The 22,467-nt window shown below is 68.8% G+C and carries 21 protein-coding genes and 1 pseudogene; 9 read left to right on the forward strand and 13 right to left on the reverse strand.

Annotated features, from left to right (window positions below; all coding sequences use genetic code 11):
- Nucleotides 1-203 (forward strand): non-reducing end alpha-L-arabinofuranosidase family hydrolase (locus tag ETD86_RS27575; RefSeq protein ID WP_281286952.1); only part of this gene is annotated, 203 nt, incomplete at its 5' end.
- A gap of 485 nt (nucleotides 204-688) precedes the next feature.
- Nucleotides 689-1,756: a LacI family DNA-binding transcriptional regulator gene (locus ETD86_RS27580; protein WP_138669071.1), complete on the forward strand. Its 1,068-nt coding sequence runs from the start codon at nucleotides 689-691 to the stop codon at nucleotides 1,754-1,756.
- 83 nt (nucleotides 1,757-1,839) lie between these two features.
- Here ETD86_RS27580 and ETD86_RS27585 read toward each other — a convergent pair whose 3' ends face one another.
- Entirely contained in the window at nucleotides 1,840-2,613 is a 774-nt protein-coding gene (locus tag ETD86_RS27585) for a FadR/GntR family transcriptional regulator (protein WP_138669072.1), read from the reverse strand.
- Between the two features lie 137 nt (nucleotides 2,614-2,750).
- Here ETD86_RS27585 and ETD86_RS27590 point away from each other — a divergent pair, with 137 nt between their 5' ends.
- From ETD86_RS27590 to ETD86_RS27610, 5 genes are all read left to right on the forward strand, one after another.
- Nucleotides 2,751-4,019: an ABC transporter substrate-binding protein gene (locus ETD86_RS27590; RefSeq protein WP_138669073.1), complete on the forward strand. Its 1,269-nt coding sequence runs from the start codon at nucleotides 2,751-2,753 to the stop codon at nucleotides 4,017-4,019.
- Nucleotides 4,020-4,170: 151 nt separating this feature from the next.
- A complete protein-coding gene (locus tag ETD86_RS27595) occupies nucleotides 4,171-4,998 on the forward strand; it encodes a carbohydrate ABC transporter permease (protein ID WP_211370355.1) in 828 nt (275 codons plus the stop codon).
- Nucleotides 4,998-5,825 carry a carbohydrate ABC transporter permease gene (locus ETD86_RS27600; protein ID WP_138669075.1) on the forward strand — a complete coding sequence of 276 codons (828 nt, stop codon included), beginning with the start codon at nucleotides 4,998-5,000 and terminating at the stop codon, nucleotides 5,823-5,825. The genes ETD86_RS27595 and ETD86_RS27600 overlap by 1 nt, the downstream gene beginning before the upstream one ends.
- Before the next feature lies 1 nt (nucleotide 5,826).
- Nucleotides 5,827-7,047, forward strand: coding sequence for a mandelate racemase/muconate lactonizing enzyme family protein (locus tag ETD86_RS27605; RefSeq protein WP_138669076.1), 1,221 nt, complete (start codon nucleotides 5,827-5,829; stop codon nucleotides 7,045-7,047).
- A gap of 687 nt (nucleotides 7,048-7,734) precedes the next feature.
- On the forward strand, nucleotides 7,735-8,217 hold the full coding sequence (locus tag ETD86_RS27610; protein ID WP_138669077.1) for a CHRD domain-containing protein: 483 nt from the start codon (nucleotides 7,735-7,737) through the stop codon (nucleotides 8,215-8,217).
- A gap of 124 nt (nucleotides 8,218-8,341) precedes the next feature.
- On the opposite strand, the gene ETD86_RS27615 is transcribed toward ETD86_RS27610, so the two are convergent.
- From ETD86_RS27615 to ETD86_RS27625, 3 genes are all read right to left on the reverse strand, one after another.
- On the reverse strand, nucleotides 8,342-8,680 hold the full coding sequence (locus tag ETD86_RS27615; RefSeq protein ID WP_138669078.1) for a tyrosine-type recombinase/integrase: 339 nt from the start codon (nucleotides 8,678-8,680) through the stop codon (nucleotides 8,342-8,344).
- A gap of 43 nt (nucleotides 8,681-8,723) precedes the next feature.
- Nucleotides 8,724-8,981, reverse strand: coding sequence for a site-specific integrase (locus ETD86_RS27620; RefSeq protein WP_138669079.1), 258 nt, complete (start codon nucleotides 8,979-8,981; stop codon nucleotides 8,724-8,726).
- 88 nt (nucleotides 8,982-9,069) lie between these two features.
- Nucleotides 9,070-9,267 (reverse strand): hypothetical protein, encoded by a 198-nt coding sequence (locus ETD86_RS27625; protein WP_138669080.1) that lies wholly within the window; start codon nucleotides 9,265-9,267, stop codon nucleotides 9,070-9,072.
- 244 nt (nucleotides 9,268-9,511) lie between these two features.
- Here ETD86_RS27625 and ETD86_RS27630 point away from each other — a divergent pair, with 244 nt between their 5' ends.
- Nucleotides 9,512-10,090 (forward strand): dihydrofolate reductase family protein, encoded by a 579-nt coding sequence (locus ETD86_RS27630; RefSeq protein ID WP_138669081.1) that lies wholly within the window; start codon nucleotides 9,512-9,514, stop codon nucleotides 10,088-10,090.
- A 103-nt stretch (nucleotides 10,091-10,193) separates the two neighbouring features.
- Here ETD86_RS27630 and ETD86_RS27635 read toward each other — a convergent pair whose 3' ends face one another.
- Together ETD86_RS27635 and ETD86_RS27640 are read right to left on the reverse strand one after the other, a co-directional pair.
- On the reverse strand, nucleotides 10,194-13,430 hold the full coding sequence (locus ETD86_RS27635; protein ID WP_138669082.1) for a BTAD domain-containing putative transcriptional regulator: 3,237 nt from the start codon (nucleotides 13,428-13,430) through the stop codon (nucleotides 10,194-10,196).
- Nucleotides 13,431-13,636: 206 nt separating this feature from the next.
- Nucleotides 13,637-14,527: a C40 family peptidase gene (locus ETD86_RS27640; RefSeq protein ID WP_138669083.1), complete on the reverse strand. Its 891-nt coding sequence runs from the start codon at nucleotides 14,525-14,527 to the stop codon at nucleotides 13,637-13,639.
- 353 nt (nucleotides 14,528-14,880) lie between these two features.
- On the opposite strand from ETD86_RS27640, the gene ETD86_RS55475 reads away from it, so the two are divergent.
- Entirely contained in the window at nucleotides 14,881-15,054 is a 174-nt protein-coding gene (locus ETD86_RS55475) for a hypothetical protein (RefSeq protein ID WP_170223306.1), read from the forward strand.
- Nucleotides 15,055-15,253: 199 nt separating this feature from the next.
- Here the strand turns inward: ETD86_RS55475 and ETD86_RS57270 are convergent, their stop codons facing one another.
- The 7 genes and pseudogenes from ETD86_RS57270 to ETD86_RS27670 form a co-directional block, all read right to left on the reverse strand.
- Entirely contained in the window at nucleotides 15,254-15,451 is a 198-nt protein-coding gene (locus tag ETD86_RS57270; RefSeq protein ID WP_211370356.1) for a YdeI/OmpD-associated family protein, read from the reverse strand.
- Between the two features lie 119 nt (nucleotides 15,452-15,570).
- Nucleotides 15,571-15,893 (reverse strand): annotated as a pseudogene (locus tag ETD86_RS57275) (VOC family protein); the annotation flags it as partial.
- Nucleotides 15,894-16,028: 135 nt separating this feature from the next.
- On the reverse strand, nucleotides 16,029-16,655 hold the full coding sequence (locus ETD86_RS27650) for a VOC family protein (protein ID WP_138669085.1): 627 nt from the start codon (nucleotides 16,653-16,655) through the stop codon (nucleotides 16,029-16,031).
- A 92-nt stretch (nucleotides 16,656-16,747) separates the two neighbouring features.
- Nucleotides 16,748-18,304 (reverse strand): arylsulfatase, encoded by a 1,557-nt coding sequence (locus tag ETD86_RS27655; protein ID WP_138669086.1) that lies wholly within the window; start codon nucleotides 18,302-18,304, stop codon nucleotides 16,748-16,750.
- Complete coding sequence (locus tag ETD86_RS27660; protein WP_138669087.1) at nucleotides 18,301-19,938, reverse strand: alpha-amylase family glycosyl hydrolase; 1,638 nt, start codon at nucleotides 19,936-19,938, stop codon at nucleotides 18,301-18,303. Before ETD86_RS27660 ends, ETD86_RS27655 begins: the two co-directional genes overlap by 4 nt.
- Entirely contained in the window at nucleotides 19,931-20,842 is a 912-nt protein-coding gene (locus ETD86_RS27665; RefSeq protein WP_138669088.1) for a dihydrodipicolinate synthase family protein, read from the reverse strand. Before ETD86_RS27665 ends, ETD86_RS27660 begins: the two co-directional genes overlap by 8 nt.
- A complete protein-coding gene (locus ETD86_RS27670) occupies nucleotides 20,842-22,452 on the reverse strand; it encodes an FAD-dependent oxidoreductase (protein ID WP_246148274.1) in 1,611 nt (536 codons plus the stop codon). Before ETD86_RS27670 ends, ETD86_RS27665 begins: the two co-directional genes overlap by 1 nt.
- Between the last annotated feature and the right edge of the window lie 15 nt (nucleotides 22,453-22,467).

The raw sequence follows: 22,467 nt of genomic DNA on the forward strand, positions 1-22,467 counted from the left end.
ACCCCTTCGCCGGCAAGGCCAACAGCGGCGCCACCTGGACCAACGACATCAGCCACGGCGAACTCATCCGCACCAGCGCCGACCAGACCATGACCGTTGACCCCTGCAACCTGCAACTGCTCTACCAGGGACGCAGCCCCAACTCCGGCGGCGACTACGGCCTCCTGCCCTACCGGCCAGGCCTGCTGACCCTGCAGCGCTAACGGCATGACACGATTCCGGATCGGATCTTCCTGACGTTCACGGCGAAGGCGAATGCCGAATCGGGTGAGCGCTATCACGGCACTCGATCAGGACCCGTGGAGCTGGAGCGGCGGGCTCGGTGCAAAGGCCGAGCCCGCCGCGTTCACGCGGAAATGTCAGCGCTCACATGGTGACGGAGCGAACTCCCCCTGCTGGATCACCGTAGAACCTGGTCCTGGCTCGGCCGTGCGATCTACGCCACGAGCGGCAGTGAGCAGTCGGCAGGACGCCATCGCCGCCATGGTCATCGGCAGCACCCCCGACCGGCGGCAGCCGGATACCCCGCTCGGCACCGCCCTCAGCGTGCCCTGCCGTCCAGATGAGCCTGAGCACGGGGCGATGGCGCCCCCGAAGCAACCCCGTCGCCTGCGGGGGCCATGGGATCTTGCCTCCCCCGCGGACCGTGATCGCTCGCTCATGGTGCTCACGTGGCTAAACTGCGGTTATGACCGCAGAGTCGTCCCCTTTGACCCTCGCGCAGCTCGCCGAGCTGGCGGGAGTTTCGACCGCCACGGTCTCCAAGGTCGTCAACGGCCGCTCCGAGGTCTCATCGGAAACGCGAGCCATCGTGGAAGACCTCATCCGGCGGCACGGCTACCGGAGGCAGCGCCGGCGGCCCGCCCCGACCGCCGTGGTCGAGGTGGTCTTCCACGCTCTGGAGGGCGACTACCCGGTCGAGATCATCAAGGGCGTGGAGGAGGTGGCGCGCGAGCACCGGCTCACGGTGGCGGTGTCAGAGCTACTCCACCAGCAGGCCACGGAACAGGGCTGGTTGGAAGGGGTGTTACGCCGCCGTCCGACCGGGATCGGTGTGATCGCGGTGTTCTCCAGCCTGGATGAGGCTGAGCGAGAGCAGCTCGCCCGGCGCGAGATCCCCCTCGTCCTGCTGGATCCGGCCGACAATCCCGGCAAGGGAATCCCGTCGGTGAGCGCGGGCAACTGGAACGGCGGGCTGGCGGCCACGCGCCACCTGCTGGAGCTGGGGCACCGCCGGATCGGCATCATCACCGGTCCCGACTACGCGCTGTCCGGCCGGGCTCGGCTCGACGGCTACCGGACCGCTCTGGACATGGCCGGCGTTCCCGCCGATCCCGACCTCATCGCCTGTGGCAGCTTCCTCATCGAAGGCGGCCTGGCGGCCGCGCACCGGCTCCTGCGGCTACCCGACCCGCCCACAGCCATCTTCGCCACGAACGACGGCCAGGCCATCGGCGTCTACCATGCGGCCCACCAGCTCGGCCTGCGCATCCCGGACGATCTGAGCGTGGTCGGCTTCGACGATCTGCCGTCCGTGCAATGGGCCATCCCGCCGCTCACCACCGTTCACCACCCTCTCACCGCCATGGCCACCGCGGCCACCACCATGTTGTTGACACTCGCGCATGGCGAACCCCTGGTCCAGAACCGCATTGAACTCGCCACCGAGCTCATCGTCCGCGGAAGCACCGCCGCTCCCCCCGCGGTGGGCGGGAGCGGGCGGCAGCGCGATCGACAGGGCGGGTCAGCAGGGTGAGTCGCTCTGCGTGAGGAAGCTCCACCAGAAGGTCGAGGGCGCGATGCCCCTGACATGGCCGCGCCCGGCACCTGGACGGCGCGCTAACGTTGCAGACGCACGGGGGCGCTGGGTGCGTTGCGCCGGACGAGCCAGGCCTCGGTGATGTGCGTGTGTACCGCTTCGGCGGCACCAGCGGGGTCGTGGGCGGCGATGCGTTCATAGATGCGGCGATGGCCCTGGTTGGACGCCACGCACAGGGCGCGTTCAGGCTTGCCCATGTACCGGGCAGTGTTGATCACCTGGCTCTCCAGCGCTCGTACCACGCCCCGGGCGATGCGGTTTCCGGACGCCTGCATGATCGTGTCGTGGAAGGCGCGGTCGTGGTCGGCGTACGTGACGTGATCGTCCACGACCTCGTCCATCCGGTCCACCAGCGTACGCAGCCGCTCGATGGTGTCCTCACCCGCCACACGGGCGGCGAGGTAGGCCATGTCGGACTCGAGCAGGCGGCGTGTGACGACGAGGTCGTCGAGGATCCCCAGGCTCTCGTCCATGTCGATGGTCGCCGCCAGAACGAGTTCGTCGAGCATGTCCCACATCGTGGGCGAGGTCACCATGGTGCCCGCGCCCTGGCGGACCTGGACGAGCCCCTTCTCCTGGAGGATCTTCACGGCCTCACGGACGACGGTCCGGCTCACCGAGAAGGTCTCGCACAACACGGGTTCGGGAGGAAGGGGCGTGCCGGGCGGGTGCACGCCTCGGACGATGCGCTCCACGAGTTCCGCTGTCACCGCCTTGCCCAGGCTGGCCGGTCGTCGGACCCATGCGGGCGGCGGCACGGGGACGCTGCCGGGCGATTCCTGCGATGCCGTCATATCTTCCTCCGGTGACCTGCTAGGTCAGCGCCCACCGGGTCAGTATATGTCATCCGTATTGACGGCATACGTCATACGAATTATGTTTCCCGGAAGACGGCCGGGGAAGCCGGCCGCGCTCTGGAGAGTGAAGAGCAATGAAGCAGCGAACACTATGGTCGGTCGTCCTTGCCACAGGACTGGCCGTAACCGGCTGCGGAAGCGCCGCACCGACGCAGCCCTCCCCCGGGGAGTCCAAGAGCAAGATCGTGGTCTGGGACTGGAAATCCGGCGAACCCGGCGTGACCTCCTACATCGAGAAGGCGAAGGCCGACTTTGCCAAGAAGCATCCCGATGTCACCGTCGAGTTCGTGGCCCAGCCGTTCGATCAGTACTACACCCTGCTAGGCGCGGCCACCCAGTCGGGCAAGGGCCCCGACGTCATGCTGTTCAATGGCGGCGGCCAGATCCGCGACCGGGTCGACGGGCTCCTGCCGCTGGACCAGTACGTGGCCGAGGACAAGCAGCGGCTGGCGGGCTGGGACGCCTTCAGCAAGGACGGCACGATCTATGCCTCCCCGGTGACCTTGCAGGGCCATCCGATCTATTTCAACAAGTCGATCTATCAGAAGGCGGGGCTGGATCCGGCGAACCCGCCGAAGACGTGGGACGAGTTCGTCAGCAACTGCGCCGCCATCAAGAAGGCGGCGGGCGCCAAGTGTTTCGCTCTCGGCAACAAGGAAGGCTTCGGGATCCAGTTCTTCATGTCGGGCCTCGGGCCGGGCATCCTGACGCCCAAGGAGTACGACGACTGGATCGCCGGGAAACGCGACTGGACCTCTCCCCATGTGAAGGAGATCTTCAGCCTGTGGAAGAAGGTCAACGACGACGGCCTGAACAACGACGGCGCCAACTCCACCGCGCTGTTCAACGACGCCTTCGGGCTCTTCAACACCGGTAAGGCCGCCAGCATCATCGGGCTGATGTCGGATATCGGGCACTGGAAGGACTTCGGCGAATTTCTGGGCGCCGACCAGGTCGGCGTTATGACCGCTCCCGTGGTCACCAGCGGAGCCACGTCCGTCCTTCCCTACGACGGCGGCATCGGTTACGGGGTCGCCAAGTCGACCAAGGATCCCGCACTGGCCACCGACCTGGTGCGATCGCTGACCTCGACCGGCGCGCTGACCGCCTTCTACACCGGCGCGGGCGCTATCACCTCCGACACCACCATCGACGTGTCGCAGGGCGCTCCCGCAGTGGCCGCGATCGTGCCCCAGATCAAGGACGGCAAGCCCGCACTGCATGTCGCGTTGTCCTCCAAGACTCTGGACCTGATGGGGAGGCTGTCCCAGCAGCTCCTGAGCGGGTCGGTGAGCGTCGATGAAGCGGTGAAGCAACTGGCCGCCTCGGACAAGACGAGCTGATCGCGTGCCGATAGGAGGTTCGTCACCGGTGGTCCGCTCGGCTGCGGCGGAGCGGACCACTGGAGCAAAGTTCCAGCGGCCAGGGCGCCACGGCGGCACCGGAAGGACCCCCCGTGGGGCGCGGGCCGAGCGTCTTGCGCCCTTCGTCCTGGTGGCTCCGGCCGTACTGATCATCGTGGCGCTGCGGTTGTGGCCGCTCCTGCTGGGCGTCAACTTTTCCTTCACGGGCGACGGCGAGCGTAACGGGACTTCTGTCGGCTTCGACAACTACGCGCAACTGCTCGACGATCCGTTGTTCCGCACCGCGCTGGGCAACGTCGGGCTGCTGGTGGCCCTGCTTCCCGTTGCGGTGGCGATCCCCGGCCTGCTGGCGACGTTCATCTACTTGCGGGTGCCCGGGCATCGGCTCTTCCGCGGCGTCTACTTCTTCCCGGCCGTGCTCTCACCGGTGATCGTCGGTGCGATCTTCAACCTGATGCTCGGCTTCGACGGCCCGTTGAACGCCGCCCTGGGAGCGATCGGCCTCGGCCCCATCGACTGGCTCGGCGACCCGGACGTCGCCATGTTCACGGTCATCGGCGTGCACATCTGGGCGACGTTCGGGATGGCCCTGGTGGTGTTCCTCGCCGGATTCTCCACCCTGGACGCCGCACTCCTGGACGCCGCCCGGATGGACGGCGCGTCACTGCGCCAGGTCATCTGGCATGTCATCATCCCGGGCCTGTCCCGCACCATCCAGTTCGTCTTCGTCACGACCATGATCGGAATGCTGACGTCCATGTTCGGCCTGCTGTACGTCATGACGAGCGGAGGCCCGGAAGGTTCGACGTATCTGCCGGAGTTCTACGTCTGGATCCAGCAGGGACGGATGAACCGCCCGGCACTCGCCTCGGCCGCATCGACGGTGCTGTTCCTCATCATGCTCGTGGTCGGAATCCTGCAGGTGAGTGTGCTCCGCCGTGCGGGGAGGGAAGACTGATGCCCGGCAAGCGCCTGGGCAGGTGGATGGCCGCCGTCCCGATGGCGTTCCTCGCGCTGGCGACCATCTATCCCCTCGTGTTCACCACCAACGTCGCCATGAAGACCCGGCGGGAGTACATCCTCGACCGGTTCTCCCCCACGACCTCCGTGCACCTGGAGAACATCGCCGCGGCGTGGAACAGCGTCGGCATGGCGCGCTACTTCGCCAACTCGCTCATCGTGGTGACGGCCTCGGTGGTCCTGCTGCTGCTCTTCGGATCGATGGCCGGCTTCGCGCTGAGTCAGTTGCGGTTCCGCGGCTCCTCGGTGTTGTTCCTGGGCTGTCTGGCGGCGCTGTTCGTCCCGTTCCAGGTGATCATGGTGCCGTTGGCCCGGGTCATGGCGGACAGCGGTCTCATCGACACCTACCCGGGACTGATTCTGGCCTACGTCGCGCAGTTCCTCCCGTTCACCATCTTCCTGATGACGAGCCACTACAGGACCATCCCCGTGGAGATCATCCAGGCGGCGAGGATCGACGGGAACTCCACCTACGGCGTCTACCGGCGGATCATGATCCCGCTCGGTGCTCCGGCCCTGTTGTCGGTCGGCATCCTCGATGCCTTGTTCTGCTGGAACGACGTGCTCATCGCCCTGCTGATGATGCCGTCGCCGGAGCATCGTACCCTCATGGTCGGGGTCACCTCGCTGCGCGGACAGTACTCGGACAACATCCCCCAGTTCGCCTCAGGAGTTCTGATCGCCGCGATACCCGTCCTGTTGCTCTATCTCTTCCTTCAGCGTCAGATCGCCGACGGTGTCACCGCCGGCTCCACGAAGGGCTGACATGCGCATTTCGGGGTATCGCACGTTGACGACGGTGCATGAATGGGGCCGCCCCGTCGGTGACGCCAACGGCGTCTACGCCGACGGGAACGTGCCGGTGCCGATCATCATGGTGGACACAGACGAGGGGATCACCGGCGTCGGCCTCGGGCCGCACACGCACCTCGACACCATTTTCGCCGCCATCGAAGGCGAAGATCCGCGCGGCGTCACGGCGCTCTACGACCGCATGTTGCGGCAGACCTTCAAGGCCGGCCACGCGGGCGCCGTGTTCGGGACCATCGGCGCACTCGACACCGCCTTGTGGGACATCAAGGCGCAGGCAGCCGGCGAACCGCTCTGGCGGCTGCTGGGCGGCCGCGACAGGCGGGTCCCCGCCTACGCCTCCGGCCTGGACATCGGCCTGACCGACGAGGAGCTCGTCTCCCTCTACCAGGTCTACGCCCGGCACGGACTGCGGGCGGCCAAGCTCAAGGGCGGCCTCGACATCGAACGTGACCGCCACCGCCTGACGCTGATACGAGAGGTCCTGACCGAGGCCGCGCACGGATCGCGGCCGGGCCTGATGTTCGATGTGAACGAAGCCTGGACCCGCAAACAGGCGGTCCGGCACGTCTGCGAGCTCGAACGCACTCTGGACCTGGTCTGGATCGAAGAGCCGGTCCGGCGGTGGGACGCCGAGGGTTTGGCCATCGTCGGCCGCGGAGTCCGCGCCTCGGTCGCCACGGGTGAGAACCTCACCGGGCTCGAACAGTACCGACCGCTGCTGGCGGCGGAGGCCGTCGACATCGTCCAGATGGCCGCCGTCTGGGGCGTCACCCATTTCCTGCGAGTATCCGCTCTGGCCCACGCCCACGACCTGCCGGTCAGTCCGATCGGCACCACCCCGATAGCCCTCCTGCACGCCGCGACGTCGGTACCGAACCACATGATCAGCGAACTGCAGGATCTGCGGCCACCACTCGGGGTGTCCCTCGACCTGACCGTCGAGGACGGCGCGTTCATCCTCGGGGACTCCGCGGGCCTGGGCATCACGATCGACGAGGTCGCGGTCACCGCGTTCACCCGCCGACCGGACGACCCCATGACGGCCGGCACCCCCAACGTCCGGCCCGAGCACGCCGGACGGCGACTGCTGGCGGTGGCCGATGCCGGCGCCGCATCGCAGCGCCGGCTCATTCCTGATCGGGAAACCCTACGACCGGACGGCGAGGTGAACTAGCGCCGTTCGACGCTGCCCTTCCAGGCCCTATGTGCCGGAAGGGCACACACATACGTCCATCATTCGTGCTGCACAGGCGAACGTCGGCTGCGGCGTCCACCGCATGATTGATCGCGGCCGGACTCATGGTCGGCCCGGTCGCCGCCCGGGCGGAGGCCACGGCCCGAGGAGACCGGACGATCGTGGTCCCGCCCGCAACCTGCGGTTCGAAGGCCTGACCTGCACCGGCGCACGTGGCTGTACCCCAGCGCTCCCGACGGACACGCCAACCAGCAGACCGGCGTGTTCATCAGCGGCGTCCAGTCACACCGGCCGGCCGACGCGTTCAGGTCGTGCGCGTTCGGCTGCAAGGGCTTCCGAAGGATCCCGCAACGGCTGGCCCAGACGGCCGCGGCGGCATCGTGGTCGGGGGGCGCGTCCGACCCCGACGCGCACCATCCGTCCGACCCCAGCATGGTCAACAAAGACGTCGAGCACGAGGACCCTCTCCTTCGATGCCGCGGGTTCCGCGCCAGACGTTCACGGCAGGAGACTTCCCCGAATTGGACATAGGGTCATAATTCGGTTGCGATCACGCGTCCTTGACGATCCCGGTCATGACAACCCGGTTTCGATCGGGCAGGCCCCGGAAAAGAACGACTACGCAAAGTGATGAATCACTACTTATAGCTATCAAGGAGGCTTGCCGTGATCAAGTCAATCATCCTGATTCCGGCACTCGCCGCGGCAACGGCCGCCTTTTCCGCCACGGCCAGCGCGACCACCAGCCACACGTCGTCCTACCGGTTCGTCGAGATGACCGGAGAACAGGAGGTTCCCGGTCCCGGCGATCCGGACGGTGTGGGGATCTTCGCCTGGAGGGTGAGCGGATCGTCGCTCTGCTACGTCATCACCGCCCACGACATCGACCCCGCAACCTCGGCGCACATCCACAGGGGCAGGGAAGGAGTGGCGGGTCCGATCGTGGTGACGCTGAAGCCACCCAGCGAGGGCTTCGCGAGCGACTGCATCCCCGCCGTGAAGCGCCAGACGGCTGACAACGCCGAGACCACGCTGACCTTCGACGAGTTGAAGGCCATCACCCAGAGGCCGAGCCAGTTCTACGCCAACGTCCACAACGAGGAGTTCCCGGACGGCGCCATCCGTGGCCAGCTCGACGGTGCCGACTAGAGTCGGCGTCACATGCGTGCCGCCGAGAGAGAACGAGCGGGCGCAGCGGAGAGCCGGTGACCTGTTCGCGACGAGTGACCAGCTCTCGCGTCTTGTCGTTATGTCCTTGACCTGCGAAAACATCTCAGGTCCACGCTAACAAGCTCTCGTGATCGAGGGCTTCCTTGATGTCTGCTGGGTCCGTGCCCAGCTCCTTCGCGATCAACGCCCAGATGTGCCGCAGCACGTGCGGGGTCACCTTCGCGGCGATCCCGGCCTGGCGGCCGATCCGCTCCACCAGTTCCGACGCCGACGACCGGGAGAAGCGGCCGCCCGCGTCCGTGACGAAGATCCGGCCGGACAGCTCGGACACCGCAACACCCGCGCGGCGCGCCCGATCCTCCAGATACCGATCCAGCGCATACCCGGTCTCCACCGGCAGACGCCTCGTCTTCGGCTTGCCACCCTTTCCGAGGATGCCCAGATGCCCAGTGCCCGCGCGCCCAGTCGAGTGCGCTCAACTCCGCTCAGGTCGCTTCCTCGATCCGGCTTCCGGTGTGCACCAGGACTCGGATGAACGCCGCGGTGCGCAGCCGGGCCGGCCCGTGGTCGGCGTCGGCCGCGGCCACCAGGGCTCGGGCCTCGTCACGGGTCAACGCCGTCGTCTGGCTCCGGTTGCGCCGCACCTTCGGGCGCCGAGTCCGCTTGAACCGGTTGGCGTCGATCACGTCTTCGTCTGCGAGGGAGTCGTACCACAACGACACCGCCGAGATCCGTCGCGCCATCGTCGTGTCCTGGGCGAAGCCGAGCAGGGTCGGCGGAAAGACGACCCCGCCGCCGCACTCGGCTCGCGAACCAGCTCAGCGGTCACACCTACCGCTCCGCGTCACCATGCTTGGCGAGTTGGTCGCCGACGTACAGCAGGGCGTGGACGATCGCGGGGATCTGGTCGGCGATGAGCTCGGCTATCGCGTTGGAGGTGTCGCTTCTGTCGCTGTAGGTGTTCCTGGCGACCGCAAGCATGTCGAGCGCTTCCTGCCGGTGGTCCACGACTTCGCGAGCTTCGCTCATGATCGATGATCTCTTTCGCGAGGGGGTGAGATCTTCGACGCTAGCAGGCGATCAATGGTCACAACGCGCATGATGACCACCTCTTAGAGGGTTTGAGAAGATTGTTCATGTTCGCGTGGCCGGCGTGACGGCCAGTGCCGGAGCCATCAGGATGGCCGGGTCTCCAGGAGGCCAACGGCGATGAGTTTCGCCGTGGTTTTCAGTCTGTATCCACACCCGATCAACCACTCTCGAGGAGAGCATCATGACCGCTGCCTACACCTTCGACGTCTTTTCCAGCCTTGACGGCTTCGGCGCCGCCAGCGGCAACTGGACCGGTTACTGGGGCAAGCAAGGCCCCGAACTCCTGAACCACCGCCTCGCTCTGTACGGCGAGGAGCAGCGGATGGTCTTCGGGGCCAACACGTATCGGGCGTTCGCGCGGATGCTGGCCTCGAGCACCGAGGAGTCCGAGGTGCGTGACCCATGGGTCACCCGGATGAGGAGCCTGCCGGCAACGGTGGTGTCGACCACCCTGGAAGGACCCCTCGACTGGCCGGACGCGACCCTCGTGAGCGGTGACGCCGTCGACGTCGTCGCCCGGCTCAAGGAGGAGTCCGACGTGCCGTTGCGCTCGCACGGCAGCCTGTCGATGAACCGGGCGCTGATGGCCGCCGGTCTGGTCGACCGCGTCCAGGTGACGCTCTTCCCTGTGATCACCGGTCAGACCGGGCTGGACCCGATCTTCCAGGGTGCGGCCGACTTCGACCTCGAGCTGATCGAGAGCCGGACGCTCGACGGCAACACCCAAGAGCTCATCTACCGGCCCACCCTGCATGTCTGACTCCGTCCATGCACCCCACCCCGTCAAGTAGCCGAACCTGACCGGAAGTTCCCGCTGACCGACATGCCGACCGGTCTCATGGGCCGCCGCCGACCGGTTCTGTTCATCGTCTCGACGCGTGCAACGCGGCCAATGCCTGCCTTTCGAGCAGGCGGAACCCGCAGGATCCGGCGATCGCCACGGCCTGCTCGGCGGTGTAGCCCGCCGAGGTCGGGTCACCGGCGGAGAGCCGGGCGGTGGCGAGGCCGACCAATGCCCGCGCCTCCACGAACGGGTAGGTGTTGTGCGCGATCCTCACGCAGTGCTCGAACCACTGGGCGGCGGCCGTCGCGTCCCCGAGCGCGAGGTATGCCTGCGCCGCAGTGGCCGCGGTCTGTGCGGTGGCCTTCCTGTCGTGGACCGCGATCGCCATGTCGTGCGCTCGTCTCGCCACCTCCAGCGCGTTGGCCGCGTAGCCGCGCTGTCTGTGCAGCTGGCTCAACTCGTCCAAGGTGGACAGCTCGCCGCGCAGGTTCGACCCCTTTCGGTACGCCGCGAGCACTTCGGTGAGCATTTCGGAGGCGCGCGCCTCCGCACCGAGCTGACGTAGCGCACTCGCCAGGTTGCCCCGATTGGCCAGTGCCGACGTCTCCCGGCCGGTCGCCTCGTTGATCTCCAGCGCCGCGTTGAGCAGGTCGGCGGCGTCCCGCAGCTCGCCCTGGCACAGCCGCATCACCCCCAGCCCGTTGAGGGCAACCGCCCGCACGTGGCCGAGCCGGTCGTCCTCGGTCAACTCAAGCGCGCGGTGCAGCCACTCCTCCGCGTCGGCGAGCTTGCCCTGCTCCAGATAGAGCCACCCGATGTGATGGGACAGGTACGCGGCGGCCGTCGTCCAGCCGGTGGTGACCGCGAGCTGTTCACCGGCGAAGCAGTCGGACAGCGCCTCCTCGTCCCGGCCGACCGACCACAGCGCCTGGCCACGGCTGATCAGCATCGCGGTCCGCGCGACGTCATCGCCGGCTCTGGTGGCCGCGTCCAGACCTGCCTCCGCGGCGGGCAGCCAGCCGTCGATGTGCCGGCGGATCAGGAAGTAGCCGCGGAGCTGGTCGGTGATCCGCCAGGACAGCGCGCGGTCGGCGGACCCGGCCGCGTGCCTGACGACGGCGACCAACGCGGGCAGCTCGGCGTCGAGCCAGGCGAGCGCGTCGGCTTCGGTGGCGAAGAACGTCTCCCGCTCCGCATGCGTGTCGAGCCGCACGAGCTGCGGATACACCCACTCCATCGCGGCCGTCACCGCGTCGGCGTACCAGGTGTACAGCCGGGAGCGCGCGGTTTCGCCCTCGGTGTCGTCGGCGAGCAGCCGCCGGGCGTACAGGCCCAGCAGATCGTGGAACCGGTAGCGGTCCGTCGCGTACTGCATCAGCATGTTCGCCTCGAGCAGGTTCTCCAGCACGCGGTCGGCCTCGGTCGCCGGCATCGCCAGGAGGACACCTGTGCTATCGGCGCCGAAGTCGTCACCGGGGTGCAGGCTGCACAGCCGGAACGCGCGCTGGGCCGCAGCGCTCAGGTCGGCGTAGCTGAGCTGGAAACTGGTGAGCACGCTCGACTCACTGGTGGACAGCTCGGTGAGTCTGCGGTTGTCGTCGTGCAGCCGGCGAGTCAGGTCGCCGATGGTCCACGCCTGCCGGGTGACCAGGCGCGCGCTCGCGATGCGCAGCGCGAGCGGCAGTCGTGCGCACGCCTCGGCGAGCGCGCCGGCCGCGTCGGGATCGGCGTCGATCCGATGCGATCCCGCGGTCGCGGCGATCAGGGTGATCGACTCCTCCGGGTTGAGCGGTTCGAGGTGGACGACGCTCGCACCGGCGAGGCCGAGCATCCTGCGCCGACTGGTCACGATCAAGTCGCTGCCGCCCGCACCCGGCAGCAGCGGCCGGACCTGGTCGGCGTCATGTGCGTTGTCCAGCAGCACCAGCATCCGCCGGTCGGCGAGCTCGCTGCGGAACAACGCGGCCGCCTCGCTCTCATCGGTCCCGATCCGCCTGCTCGGCACGCCGAGTGCGCGCAGGAACCGGCCGAGCACCCGCATCGGCTCCGGTGCGGTCACGGTGGTGCCGCGCAGGTCGGCGTAGAGCTGCCCGTCGGGATACTTCGCGCGTAATCGGCGCGCGGCGGCGAGCGCGAGAGCGGTCTTACCCACTCCGGCGATGCCGTCGATCAGCACGATTCGGGACGAGGTCGGTCCGGGCTCCTGGCCCGTCCTGGCGAGCGCAGCCTCGATCCTGGCCATTTCGTCCGCCCGGCCGACGAAGTCCGGCGGCGCGGCGGGCGCCTGCTGGATCGCGGTCCGCCCCATGGTCCGTCGGGCGTGCCGCTCCTGCTGCCGGAGCACCGCGAGCTGGGCGGACCGCAGCCGCTCGCCAGGATCGATGCCGAGCTGGTCGGCGAGTGCGGACCGGATCCGGTCGTACGCCGCGAGTGCCTCTGCCTGCCGGCCGCTCGCGGCCAGGGTCAGCATCAGCTCGGCGTGCAGCGGCTCGTCCAGCTCGCGCCGATTCACCAGCTCCCGAACCGGTTTCAGCGCGCGTTCCGGCTCGCCGAGATCGCGCGCCAGGGTGGCGAACGTCTGGACGGTGGAGGCGTACTCGTTGGTTATCGCGGTGTAGAGCGGGCTCGATGCCACCCGGTCCGCGTCGATCTCACCGCGCCACAGCGCGACGGCTTCGGCGAGCCGGGTCAACGCCTCCTCCGGCGCGTCGTACGCCGCCCGGGTGGTGAGATCGCGGAACGTCAGCAGGTCCAGGTGATCGGCGGTGACTGCGAGCCGGTATCCGGCCTGACCGCCGAGGAGCACGCTGTCGGTTCGCGCGTCGGAGTCCAGTAGCCGCCGCAACCTGGCGACATGCGTGTGCAGCAGGCCTACCGGGTTCTGGGTTTCACCGTGCTGCCACAGAAGTTCGATGAGTTCGTCCTGGCCGACCGCCGCACCGGCGCCGAGCGCCAGCCGCGCGAGCAGCGTGCGTTGCAGGTCGGAGCCGAGGGATGTCCGGACATCGCCGTGCCAGACTTCGATCGGACCGAGCACACGGATGCGCAGCGGGCCGCCACGGACCGGATCGGCTTCGGCGCGCAGTGGGCGATGGGCCTCGGCGGCGGCGTGCAGTCGCTCGGCATCGGGCCCGCTCAACCCGAGTGCGAGGGCGATGGACTGGACCGAGTCCCGCTTCGGGCTTCTCGTCCTGCCCTGTTCCAGGTCGCGGATCGTGCCCGCGCTCACGCCCGCCCGGTCGGCGAGTTGCCGTTGCGTCAGTCCGGCGCGGCGGCGATGGGCTCGAAGCAGCCCGCCGAAACTCGTCTCCGTCACTCGTACCTACTCCGAGTGACCAGATTGTTGATCTGCGACCTTCGGGGCACCAGATGATCCTAGGCCAGAAGACGCCACGGGCCCCAGCGTGCTGGCAAAAGCACGCCGGGGCCTGTGTTATAAGGAGCTGGCGCTGGACCGGTGGTCGTCGTCAGGCGACGGTGTCCTGGGCGTCCCGGTTGCCGCCTGGACACCCAGGAGAGACCTCATCCGTTGGCGACGGTCGCGACGCCGAGGATGCGGAAGGCCGCGACGCGGACGTTGCGGAGGCCGCCTTCGTCATGGACGCCGACGTTGGTGCCCGGCTCGAGCGCGTCGAGGACCCGGCCGTCCCCCTCCCAGAAGGAGACATGGCCGACGGCTTCCGCGGTCGTCTTGTAGAAGATCAGGTCACCGACCTTCAGGTCCGAGTATGCGACCTCCTTGGCGTAGAACTTCCCCGGGGACTGGTTGTTCTTGGCCCAGTTCCACATGTCGACGGCGCGGCGGACCGGCCAGCCGGGGAAGTTGGCGATCGGGTTGTAGGAGGCGTAGACGAGGCCCGAGCAGTCGTAGCCGGGGTGCTCGGGGGTTCCCACACCCTCCAATATGTAGGGTTCGCCACGCTTGGCCATGGCGTTCTTATGGGCGATCATGCTCCAGTTGTAGATGTTCCTCTCCTGATAGCAGAAGGTCCCCTGCTCGGTCGTCCCGTTCTGGACCTTCACCCTGAGGTGATTGATGTTGGGGATGCTGTCGGGGTTCCAGTCGGACTCGAGGCCGACCTCGTGGTGGCCATTGCCGCCTCTGAGGACGAAGAAGGCGTCGCCGCTGGGGAAGATGAAGGGCGCCGCGGTGTTGTCGGCGGCGCGGGCCTGGATCCGCAGCACCGGAGAGATGTTGGTCGCAGTGCCGGTGTCGTCGATACGCCAGCGGACGGTCACCCTGTCCCCGGCTTTCCAGTCGACCTGAATGAAGGCGTCGGCACCCGGGCAGGAGACGGTGAGCGTGCCGCTCGGGTTGCTCAAACCATCGGCGGACGCCGAAGGCGCCACGAAGACGGCGCTGGAGACCGCGACGACGAAGGCCACGATCAACGTCATGATTCTGGGTTTCACATGTTTCCTTTCATGAAGGGATGTCTTTCGTCGTGGGATCGGCGAGCATCGCGATCCCTGGCCTCTTGTCGCGCGTTTCCGCACGTCCACGGCTGCCGGCCGCGGGTCTGGTACAGGTCATTGGCGGCTTGGTGCGAACGTTAAGGATCGTCGCTGGCACGGCGCTGTCCGTACTCCACCCGTACCGCTGCGGTACGCCGCCCGTACCGGACACGCGTCCCCGCTGGGCGCGCGGCCCGGGTTGAGGACATCGACACAGCGGCGCGTCTCAGCCCGGCCGGTCAAAGCACGACGTGCTTGTCCGGGGCAAATTCGCTGATCTTCGCCATGCCCTTGGGCGCATCCGCCTGCTGATGAACATCTCCGCCTGGACGTCGCTCTGGGCGATCCTGTCCCGCCAGATCCGGCATGGCACCGGACAGCACTACTCGGGGATCTACAACCGGATCCACTGGGAACTGATCAGGAACGTGGCCGCCACCACGGTGTCGCACGCTTGGAGTGGTATTTCCAGCGTGCCGTGGTAGTCACCGTCGCGGTCGGGCCGGTCCCACCGCACAGTGCGCAGCGCCTGGCCGCCCCGGCTGAAGGATGCCCCTCTTCGGCGCTGAAACCGCAGGCCAGGACTCTGTCTGTCCGACCCGCGCAGCGGCCGTCCATGGCTGGCAGGTGGCCGAAGCGCCGTCGGGCCGACGGTGCTCGTGTCCTGGCGCGGGCAGTGCGGCCTCATGCCGGCTGCTGGTCCCATGGTGTCGCCAGGGCCTTTTCGATCCGCCGGATGCGCGTCTCGGCCTTCTTCGCGCTGTCGATGGCGAGCACGTGCTGCCGCTCGTGGCGGTGGGACAGGCGGTCGTAGGCGGTGCGGGCGACCGGATCGGTTTGCCGATTGGCGTTGCTGAGGCCGAGCAGGTCGCGGCCGCGCATGATGGCGATCCCGCTCCTGCATGAATGCCCGTCGACCATGATGATCACCGCCGGGCGCTTGCCTCCACCGAGCGCCTCCACAATTTCTGGAGGGACTTCCAAGCCCTCATGGGCTCCGGCCGGAGGCTCGATGTCCGGACCGGGTGGCCCGCGGGGTCGCGGAAGGCGCGGTCGCGCACCCCATACGGCTGCTCGGTCGGCTCCTGGACCACCTCGGCCCGGCCGGCCACAACCTTCTCGAAGGTGCCGGTGAGGTCGGCGGTGGCCGGCAGGATCCAGCCGTAGGCGCCCGTGGCCATCATCTCGGCGATGGCGCGGCGCTCGGCGTCGCTGACGCCGGGGTCGGCGGCCGGCGGCGCCACAGGATGGACGTCCCGGGCCGGTCGGCGGGGCCGACCGTGATCCAGCGCATCTTGCCGTGTCCGACGTCGTCGCGGAGGTCGATCTGGTCCCCGAACGCGGCGTGGCCGTGCCAGGCCGTTCAGGTGCTGCGCCGCGGCGAGTGCGCGGCCCCACGCGAGGTGACACATGAGAGACCTCCTTTCGTCGAGGTCGGCGTGCACCTGCGTCACCCGGCTCACAGCGACGCGGTCTCCGATGCGCTCGCCCAAGCGAACCCGTCCGGGTCGGTGAATGGCCCGGCATCACTGCCGATCGTGAGCCGGTGCGATCCGGTGCCGTCGGGAGAGACGCCGGCGACCTTGGCCAGGGCACGGCGCTTGTAGAGCGCCAGCTTGACGGGATCCGACTCGGTGGCGAACTCGACGTACTTGCTGCCGAAGCTCTTCGCCACGGCGAGGCCGCGGTCGACGTAGAACTGCTTGCTCTCGCCCACGTCCGCGACTCCCAGCAGGAGCACGATCTCGTCGATCTGCCGGGTGGCCGGGCCGGTGTCCTTCTTCGACGACGATACGACCTGCCAGATCGTCCCGTCCGGGGCCTGTACGACGCCCCCGTAGCCCCACAGCGACTTGGTGGCGGGCTTCAGCGTCGTGGCACCGGCGTCCACGGCGGCGTCGAAGAGGGCGTTGACGTTGGCGGGCTGGGACACCACGAGCGACAGCGTGAACCCGCGGAAGCCGGTTGTCGGTGCCTCCGAGGCCCGCAGGCGTATCTGACTGCACGGGCCGAAGGCGGTGGAGTAGAAGTGGCTGGCGGCGGTGGGGTCGGCCACCTCAAGGGTGACGGATTCGATGGAAGTCATGAAGATGACGCTAGCTGCGGTGCCGAGACCTGCGCTTCTCGATTCCTGACCAGAACGGGCATGGACGGCGGAGACGTCAGCCCGGCTCGCAGCTACCGCACCCCTTCGCGCGAAATGACGCCGACCCGCTGTGCCCAACACTGGTACGCGGTGGCCAGCTCCGCGACGAGGCCGGGGCGGCGCTCGGCGAGATCGGTCAACTCGGAGCGGTCGGTGTCCATGTCGTAAAGCTCCCATGGCCTCGCGTGCTCGCGGACCAGCTTCCACCGCCCCCGGCGTACGGCGGCGTTGCCGAGGTGCTCCCAGAACAGGGGCGTGTCCGGGACCGGCGCGCCGCGCAGGGCCGGCAACATGGTGCGCCCCTCAAGGTGCGGCACCGCCCGCCCTCGGTACTCGCGCGAGTAGTCGACGCCGGCGGCGCCGAGCAGGGTGGGCAGCACGTCGGTGAGCTGAAAGGGCGTTCGGACGATCCGCCCCGCTGTCAGGCCGCCCGCGGGCCAGTGCACGATGAACGGGGTCGCGATGCCTCCCTCGTGGACCCACCGTTTGTAGAGGCGGAACGGGGTGTTGGACAGGTTGGCCCACGCGGGACCGTAACTCGCGTAGGTGTCCTCCGGGCCGGGGTCGAGGCCCAGGATGTTGCCGACGCGCAACTCGGCGCCTTCCCGGGTGGCCGCCGGCACTATGTGCCGCCTGGCCCGGAACTCCTCGGGCTCACCGAGCGGGAGCGTCTCGGCGCAGCCGCCGTTGTCCGACAGGAACACCACCAGGGTGTCGTCGGAGACCCCGGCTGCCTCCAGCCGGTCGAGGATACGGCCGATGCCCCGGTCCATCCGCTCCACCTGGGCCGCGTACACCTGCATGCGGCGTGCCTCCCACGCCTGATCCGGTGCGGCTGCCCACCGTGGTTGCGCCGGGTCGGGCGCGGACAGTGCCGACTCGGCGCTGAGCAGGCCTTCGGCGCGCAGCCGGTCGAGCCGGCGAGCGCGCAGCTCGTCCCAGCCCGCGGCGTAGACGCCGTCGTACCCGGCGATGTCCTCCTGGGGCGCGTGCAGCGGCCAGTGCGGCGCGGTGTAGGCGACATAGGCGAAGAACGGACGGCCGGCGGCAGCCTCCCGGCCGATGAACTCCACCGCGTGCTCGGTGATCGCGTCGGTGTAGAAGAACTGCGGGTCTCGGGCCTCGGCGCTCGCGTCCACCTCGCCGCGGTACAGGGTCGCCGGGTCGTAGTAGCTCCCGCATCCGCTGAGCGTCCCGAAGAAGTCGGCGAATCCTCGCCGGGTGGGCCACGAGTCGGCCGGCTCCCACAACGGCCCGCTCAGGTGCCATTTGCCCGACATGCCGGTGGCGTACCCGGCGTCTCGGAGCACCTCGGCGGCGGTCACGCAGCGGTCGTTGAGGCTGCCCGGGTACCCGCCGGGTGCGCCGTTGCCGGCCAGGACGCCGATACCGGTCTGGTGCGGGTGCAGCCCGGTCAGCAGGGACGCGCGCGACGGGCTGCATCGTGCCGTGTTGTAGAACTGCGACAGCCGCACCCCGGACCGCCCGATCCGGTCGAGATTCGGCGTGCGGATCTCACCGCCGTAACAGCCGATGTCCGAGTACCCCAGGTCGTCGGCGAGGATCAGCACGATATTGGGCCGTCTCACGGTGTGCTCCCGCCCTGCAGACGCAGCCAGGCGGCCGTGTCCGGCCCGAGCGGATCGCGGCCCGCGTCGAGGGTGTCGCTGCGCAGGAGGGTGACCGTGTTCGCGGGCACCGGCACCTCCGTGGCGCCGAGATTGACGACGCACGCGAAGTCCGGTCCGCGCCGGAAGTGCAGGACCGGGCCGGCTCGGCCCACCCAGTCGAGCTCCTGCGGGACATCCAGCTCCCGCCGGATCCGCAGCGCCCGCGCCACGAGGTGATACGTGGAGGCCGGATCGTCCACCTGGTTCGCCACCGAGAGCCGTCCCCAGCCAGGGGGCTGTGGGAGCCACGGGTCCGCGGACCCGAACCCGGCGCCGTCCGGTGCCGGCGTCCAGGGCAGCGGTACCCGGCAGCCGTCGCGACCTCGGCGCCGCCCGCCGGAACGGGTCCAGATCGGATCCTGGAGGCGGTCGTCGGGGATGTCCATGTAGTCGGGCAGCCCGAGTTCCTCACCCTGATAGAGGTAGGCGACGCCGGGCAGCGCCAGCATCAGCAGCAGCGCGGCCCTGGCGCGCCGGCGGCCCAGGTCCTCGTCGACCGGGCCCAGCTCGTGGCCGGACCTTCCCTGATGCTTGCGGGTGTCGGCACGGCCGTAACGGGTCACCGTCCGTTCGACGTCGTGGTTGGACAGCACCCAGGTGGGCGGCGCACCGGAGAGGGACATCGTGCGGAGCGTGGAGTCGATCACCGTGAACAGATCGCCGGCGTCCCAGGCGGACTGCAGAAAGGGGAAGTTGAAGGCGGTGTGGAGTTGGGCCGGCGCCACGTACCGGGCCAGCCGCTCGGGATCCGCCACCCACGCCTCGGCCACGAAGACCCTTGGCGGGTCGTACGCATCGGCCACCGCGCGCCAGCCCTGGTAGATGGCGTGCACCTCGTCGCGGTCCCGGTGCGGATGGTCCGGCACGTCAGTCAGGACGAGCAGGTCTTCCTCCCGGTAGCCCAGGTCGGGATAGCCGGGGTGCTTGACGAGGCCGGTGGCGACGTCGATCCGGAACCCGTCGACGCCGCGGTCGAACCAGAAACGCAGCAGGTCCAGGAACTCGGCGCGGACCTCGGGGTTGGACCAGTTCAGGTCGGCCTGGCTGGGATCGAACAGGTGCAGGTACCACTGCCCGTCGGGCACCCGCGTCCAGGCCGGGCCGCCGAACGTGCTGCGCCAGTCGTTGGGCACGACCTCCCCGGTGACTCCTCGGCCGTCCAGAAAGTGGTACCTGGCGCGTTCCGCGGAGCCCGGCGGGGCGGCGAGCGCGGCCTGGAACCAGGGGTGTTCGGTGGAGGTGTGGTTCGGCACGACGTCCAGGATGACCCTCAGCCCATGCCGGTGCGCCTCCGCGACGAGTTGCTCGGCCTCGCGTACGTCGCCGTATTCGCGGGCGATGGCGCGATAGTCGGATACGTCGTAGCCCCCGTCATTGTTCGGCGACTCGTACCACGGCGTGATCCAGATGGCGTCGACACCGAGGCCGGCCAGATAGCTCAGGCGGCTGCGGATCCCGGCGATGTCGCCGATCCCGTCCCCGTCGCCGTCCGCGAACGACCGGATGTAGACCTGATAGATCACCGCGGTGCGCCACCACTCGACGTCACCCATCGGCGGCTCCGATCAGTTCCGGCTCGATTCCGGTCAGGAATTCGCGGAGCGCCGCCAGCTCGCCGTCGTCGAGGGTCCGCAGCGGTGGGGCGACCGCTGCCCGGCACAGACCCCGCATGGCCAGGGTCGCCTTGACGACCGGTACTCCGGCCCTGATCCGGTGCACCCCGAGCAGCCGGATGACCCGCTTCTGGGCCAGTGCGGCACGTTCCTGATCGCCGGCGCGATACGCGGCGACCAGCTCCAGCGCGACGCGCGGGGCGATGTTGGCGATCCCGGGGGTGATCCCGTCCGCGCCCGCGGCCAGCGCGCCGAGCATCGTGCCTTCGGCTCCCTGGTTCACCCCGAAGTCCGGCCGATCGCTTTTGACCTCGAGCCACTGACGCAGGATGTCCGTCTCACCCGAGCTGTCCTTGACGCCGACGATGTGCTCCATGTCGGCGACGGCCGCGATCGAGCCCTTAGAGAACGGCGGCGCGTACCGGGGGATGTTGTACGCGATCACCGGCACGGCGGCGGTACTCGTCGCTCGGTAGTGTTCGATGATGTCGCGCTCGTCATGGTGGAAATAGCAGGGCGGGCTGAGGGCGACCGCGTCGCATCCGGCCTCGGCGGCGATCTCGGCCCGGCTGAGCGATTCACGGGTGCCGGCGGCGGAGACGTTGACGATGACGGCGCCATCCGGCACCAGCCGCCGCCAGTGGTCGATGGCGTCGCCGAGGAACGCGCCAATCTCCGCAGTCTGGTGCAACGGCCCCTCCCCGTTCGTGCCGAGGAGCATGATCTTCGTGATGCCCGCGGCGGCGAGCGCGCCGAAGTATCGCAGGCCGGCCGCGAGGTCCGGCCGGCCGCTCTCGCCGATCGGGGTCACGGCGGGGACGATCACGCCTGACGCGGACATCATCAGTACCCCCGGATCTCTGGCCAGGCCAGCTCGACGCCGTCGGCCTTCAGCGCGCTCTGGAACGCCCGCAGGTGTCCCTCCTTGCGCCTGACGTCGTGCGGCTCCACCGTCTCCCCCAGGCAGTAGGCCACCAGCGAGGCGGCGGCCTCGCCGATGTTCCACTCCACCGGGTGGAGCCGGTAGCAGCCGTTGGTGATGTGCGTGCTGCCGATGTTCTTGCCGGCCGGCAGCAGGTTCCTCATGCGCACGGGCAGCAGGGCGCCGAGCGGGATCTGGAACGGGCAACTGGCGACGTCGATGTAGTTGTCGCCGCCCGTGGAGGGGTGCAGGTCGATCCGGTACATGCCGATCCCGACCGTGTCGTCGTACCGCGTCGCGCCCGCCGTACCCCGCACGGCGAGAGACACGTCCTGTTCGACGACCGTGTACTCGGCCCTGATCCGCCGGGACTCGCGGATGTACGGCGCGGCGGCGAAGCCGTCGGGAGTGTCCATGACATCCGGCCGCAGCCGCAGTCCCGGCCAGCCCCGGCCGCCGTCCGGCCGCGGCGCCTCGGTCTGCAGCCAGTAGAGCATGCTCGCGGAGAGCTCACGCGCACCGGCGAGATGGCGGGCCTTCTCCTCCTCGCTCACCCCGATGATGGGCCCCGCCACATAGTCGATCATCGGCCAGTTCACCAGGGTGACGTCACTGGTCACGAAGCCGGGCTCGTACAGCTCGCGGGCGACGGCCCGGCGGAACTCCCACAGTTCGCGGTCCCCGGGGTCCTCGCTCTGGTCGGCGAGCACGGGCCCGGACCGGATGTTCGGGGTGAACGTCCGCGTCAGCGGCTCCCGCGTCCGCGGGTCCGGGGCGGTCAGCCCCACCTGCGGTCCCGGCCAGTAATCGGGACGGTACGCGCGCCAGTAGTCGTACGCTGCCGGCCGGGCGATCACGTGGTCCTCGCCCTCCCGGTGATCGACGGCGAACACCCAGGAGAACGCCTGCATGTTGCCGGGCTGCGCCACCTCGGGCGCGCTCGGCTCACCGGTCTCGTGCCGGGACTCGAACCCGGTGACATGCTCCGCTCCGGCGAGCGGCAGGACGTCACCGAGCTCGGTGGCGTCCAGATAGTACGGGCTCGTGATGTGCACCAGGCCAACGTCCGCGCAGTCCACCGTCACGCTGCGGACCCGGTCGCCGTCGGTCTCCGCCGCCACCGGCCGCGCACCGAGCAGGATGCGCAGCCGGCCGCTGCTCACGTAGGGGTCGACCAGCGCGCGCAACACCGCACCGCTGACCCGCGGCTCATGGCACAACGCACCGACCCGGCCCAGACCGGGATTCAGGTATGGCTCGTTCCTGGCCGCCGCGGTGAGGGGATACCACGTCCGGTAGTAGTCACGAACCGCGGTCCGGTACCGACGGTAGGAGGCGGTGCAACCGAACTGCTCGATCCACCTGTGCTCATCCGGGGGCACTCCCTGGCTGGTGAACTGCCCGCCGATGCGGTCGCCCTCCTCGGTCAGCACCACCCGCAGCCCGTGTCGCAGAGCTGCGAGCGCGGCGGCGACTCCGCCGACACCGCCGCCGATGATGGCGAGATCCGCATCAGTGATCCGCGATTCCAACGTGTTCCCCCTGTT

Source organism: Nonomuraea turkmeniaca, from assembly GCF_005889735.1.
GTDB lineage: Bacteria > Actinomycetota > Actinomycetes > Streptosporangiales > Streptosporangiaceae > Nonomuraea > Nonomuraea turkmeniaca.

Bases quoted from the DNA above. Each gene is read 5' to 3' on its own strand.
- ETD86_RS27580 (WP_138669071.1), top strand. From the start codon at position 689: ATGACCGCAGAGTCGTCCCCTTTGACCCTCGCGCAGCTCGCCGAGCTG.
- ETD86_RS27585 (WP_138669072.1), bottom strand. From the start codon at position 2,613: ATGACGGCATCGCAGGAATCGCCCGGCAGCGTCCCCGTGCCGCCGCCC.
- ETD86_RS27590 (WP_138669073.1), top strand. From the start codon at position 2,751: ATGAAGCAGCGAACACTATGGTCGGTCGTCCTTGCCACAGGACTGGCC.
- ETD86_RS27600 (WP_138669075.1), top strand. From the start codon at position 4,998: ATGCCCGGCAAGCGCCTGGGCAGGTGGATGGCCGCCGTCCCGATGGCG.
- ETD86_RS27605 (WP_138669076.1), top strand. From the start codon at position 5,827: ATGCGCATTTCGGGGTATCGCACGTTGACGACGGTGCATGAATGGGGC.
- ETD86_RS27620 (WP_138669079.1), bottom strand. From the start codon at position 8,981: ATGGCGCGACGGATCTCGGCGGTGTCGTTGTGGTACGACTCCCTCGCA.
- ETD86_RS27625 (WP_138669080.1), bottom strand. From the start codon at position 9,267: ATGAGCGAAGCTCGCGAAGTCGTGGACCACCGGCAGGAAGCGCTCGAC.
- ETD86_RS27630 (WP_138669081.1), top strand. From the start codon at position 9,512: ATGACCGCTGCCTACACCTTCGACGTCTTTTCCAGCCTTGACGGCTTC.
- ETD86_RS55475 (WP_170223306.1), top strand. From the start codon at position 14,881: ATGAACATCTCCGCCTGGACGTCGCTCTGGGCGATCCTGTCCCGCCAG.
- ETD86_RS57270 (WP_211370356.1), bottom strand. From the start codon at position 15,451: ATGCGCGGCCGCGACCTGCTCGGCCTCAGCAACGCCAATCGGCAAACC.
- ETD86_RS27650 (WP_138669085.1), bottom strand. From the start codon at position 16,655: ATGACTTCCATCGAATCCGTCACCCTTGAGGTGGCCGACCCCACCGCC.
- ETD86_RS27660 (WP_138669087.1), bottom strand. From the start codon at position 19,938: ATGGGTGACGTCGAGTGGTGGCGCACCGCGGTGATCTATCAGGTCTAC.
- ETD86_RS27665 (WP_138669088.1), bottom strand. From the start codon at position 20,842: ATGATGTCCGCGTCAGGCGTGATCGTCCCCGCCGTGACCCCGATCGGC.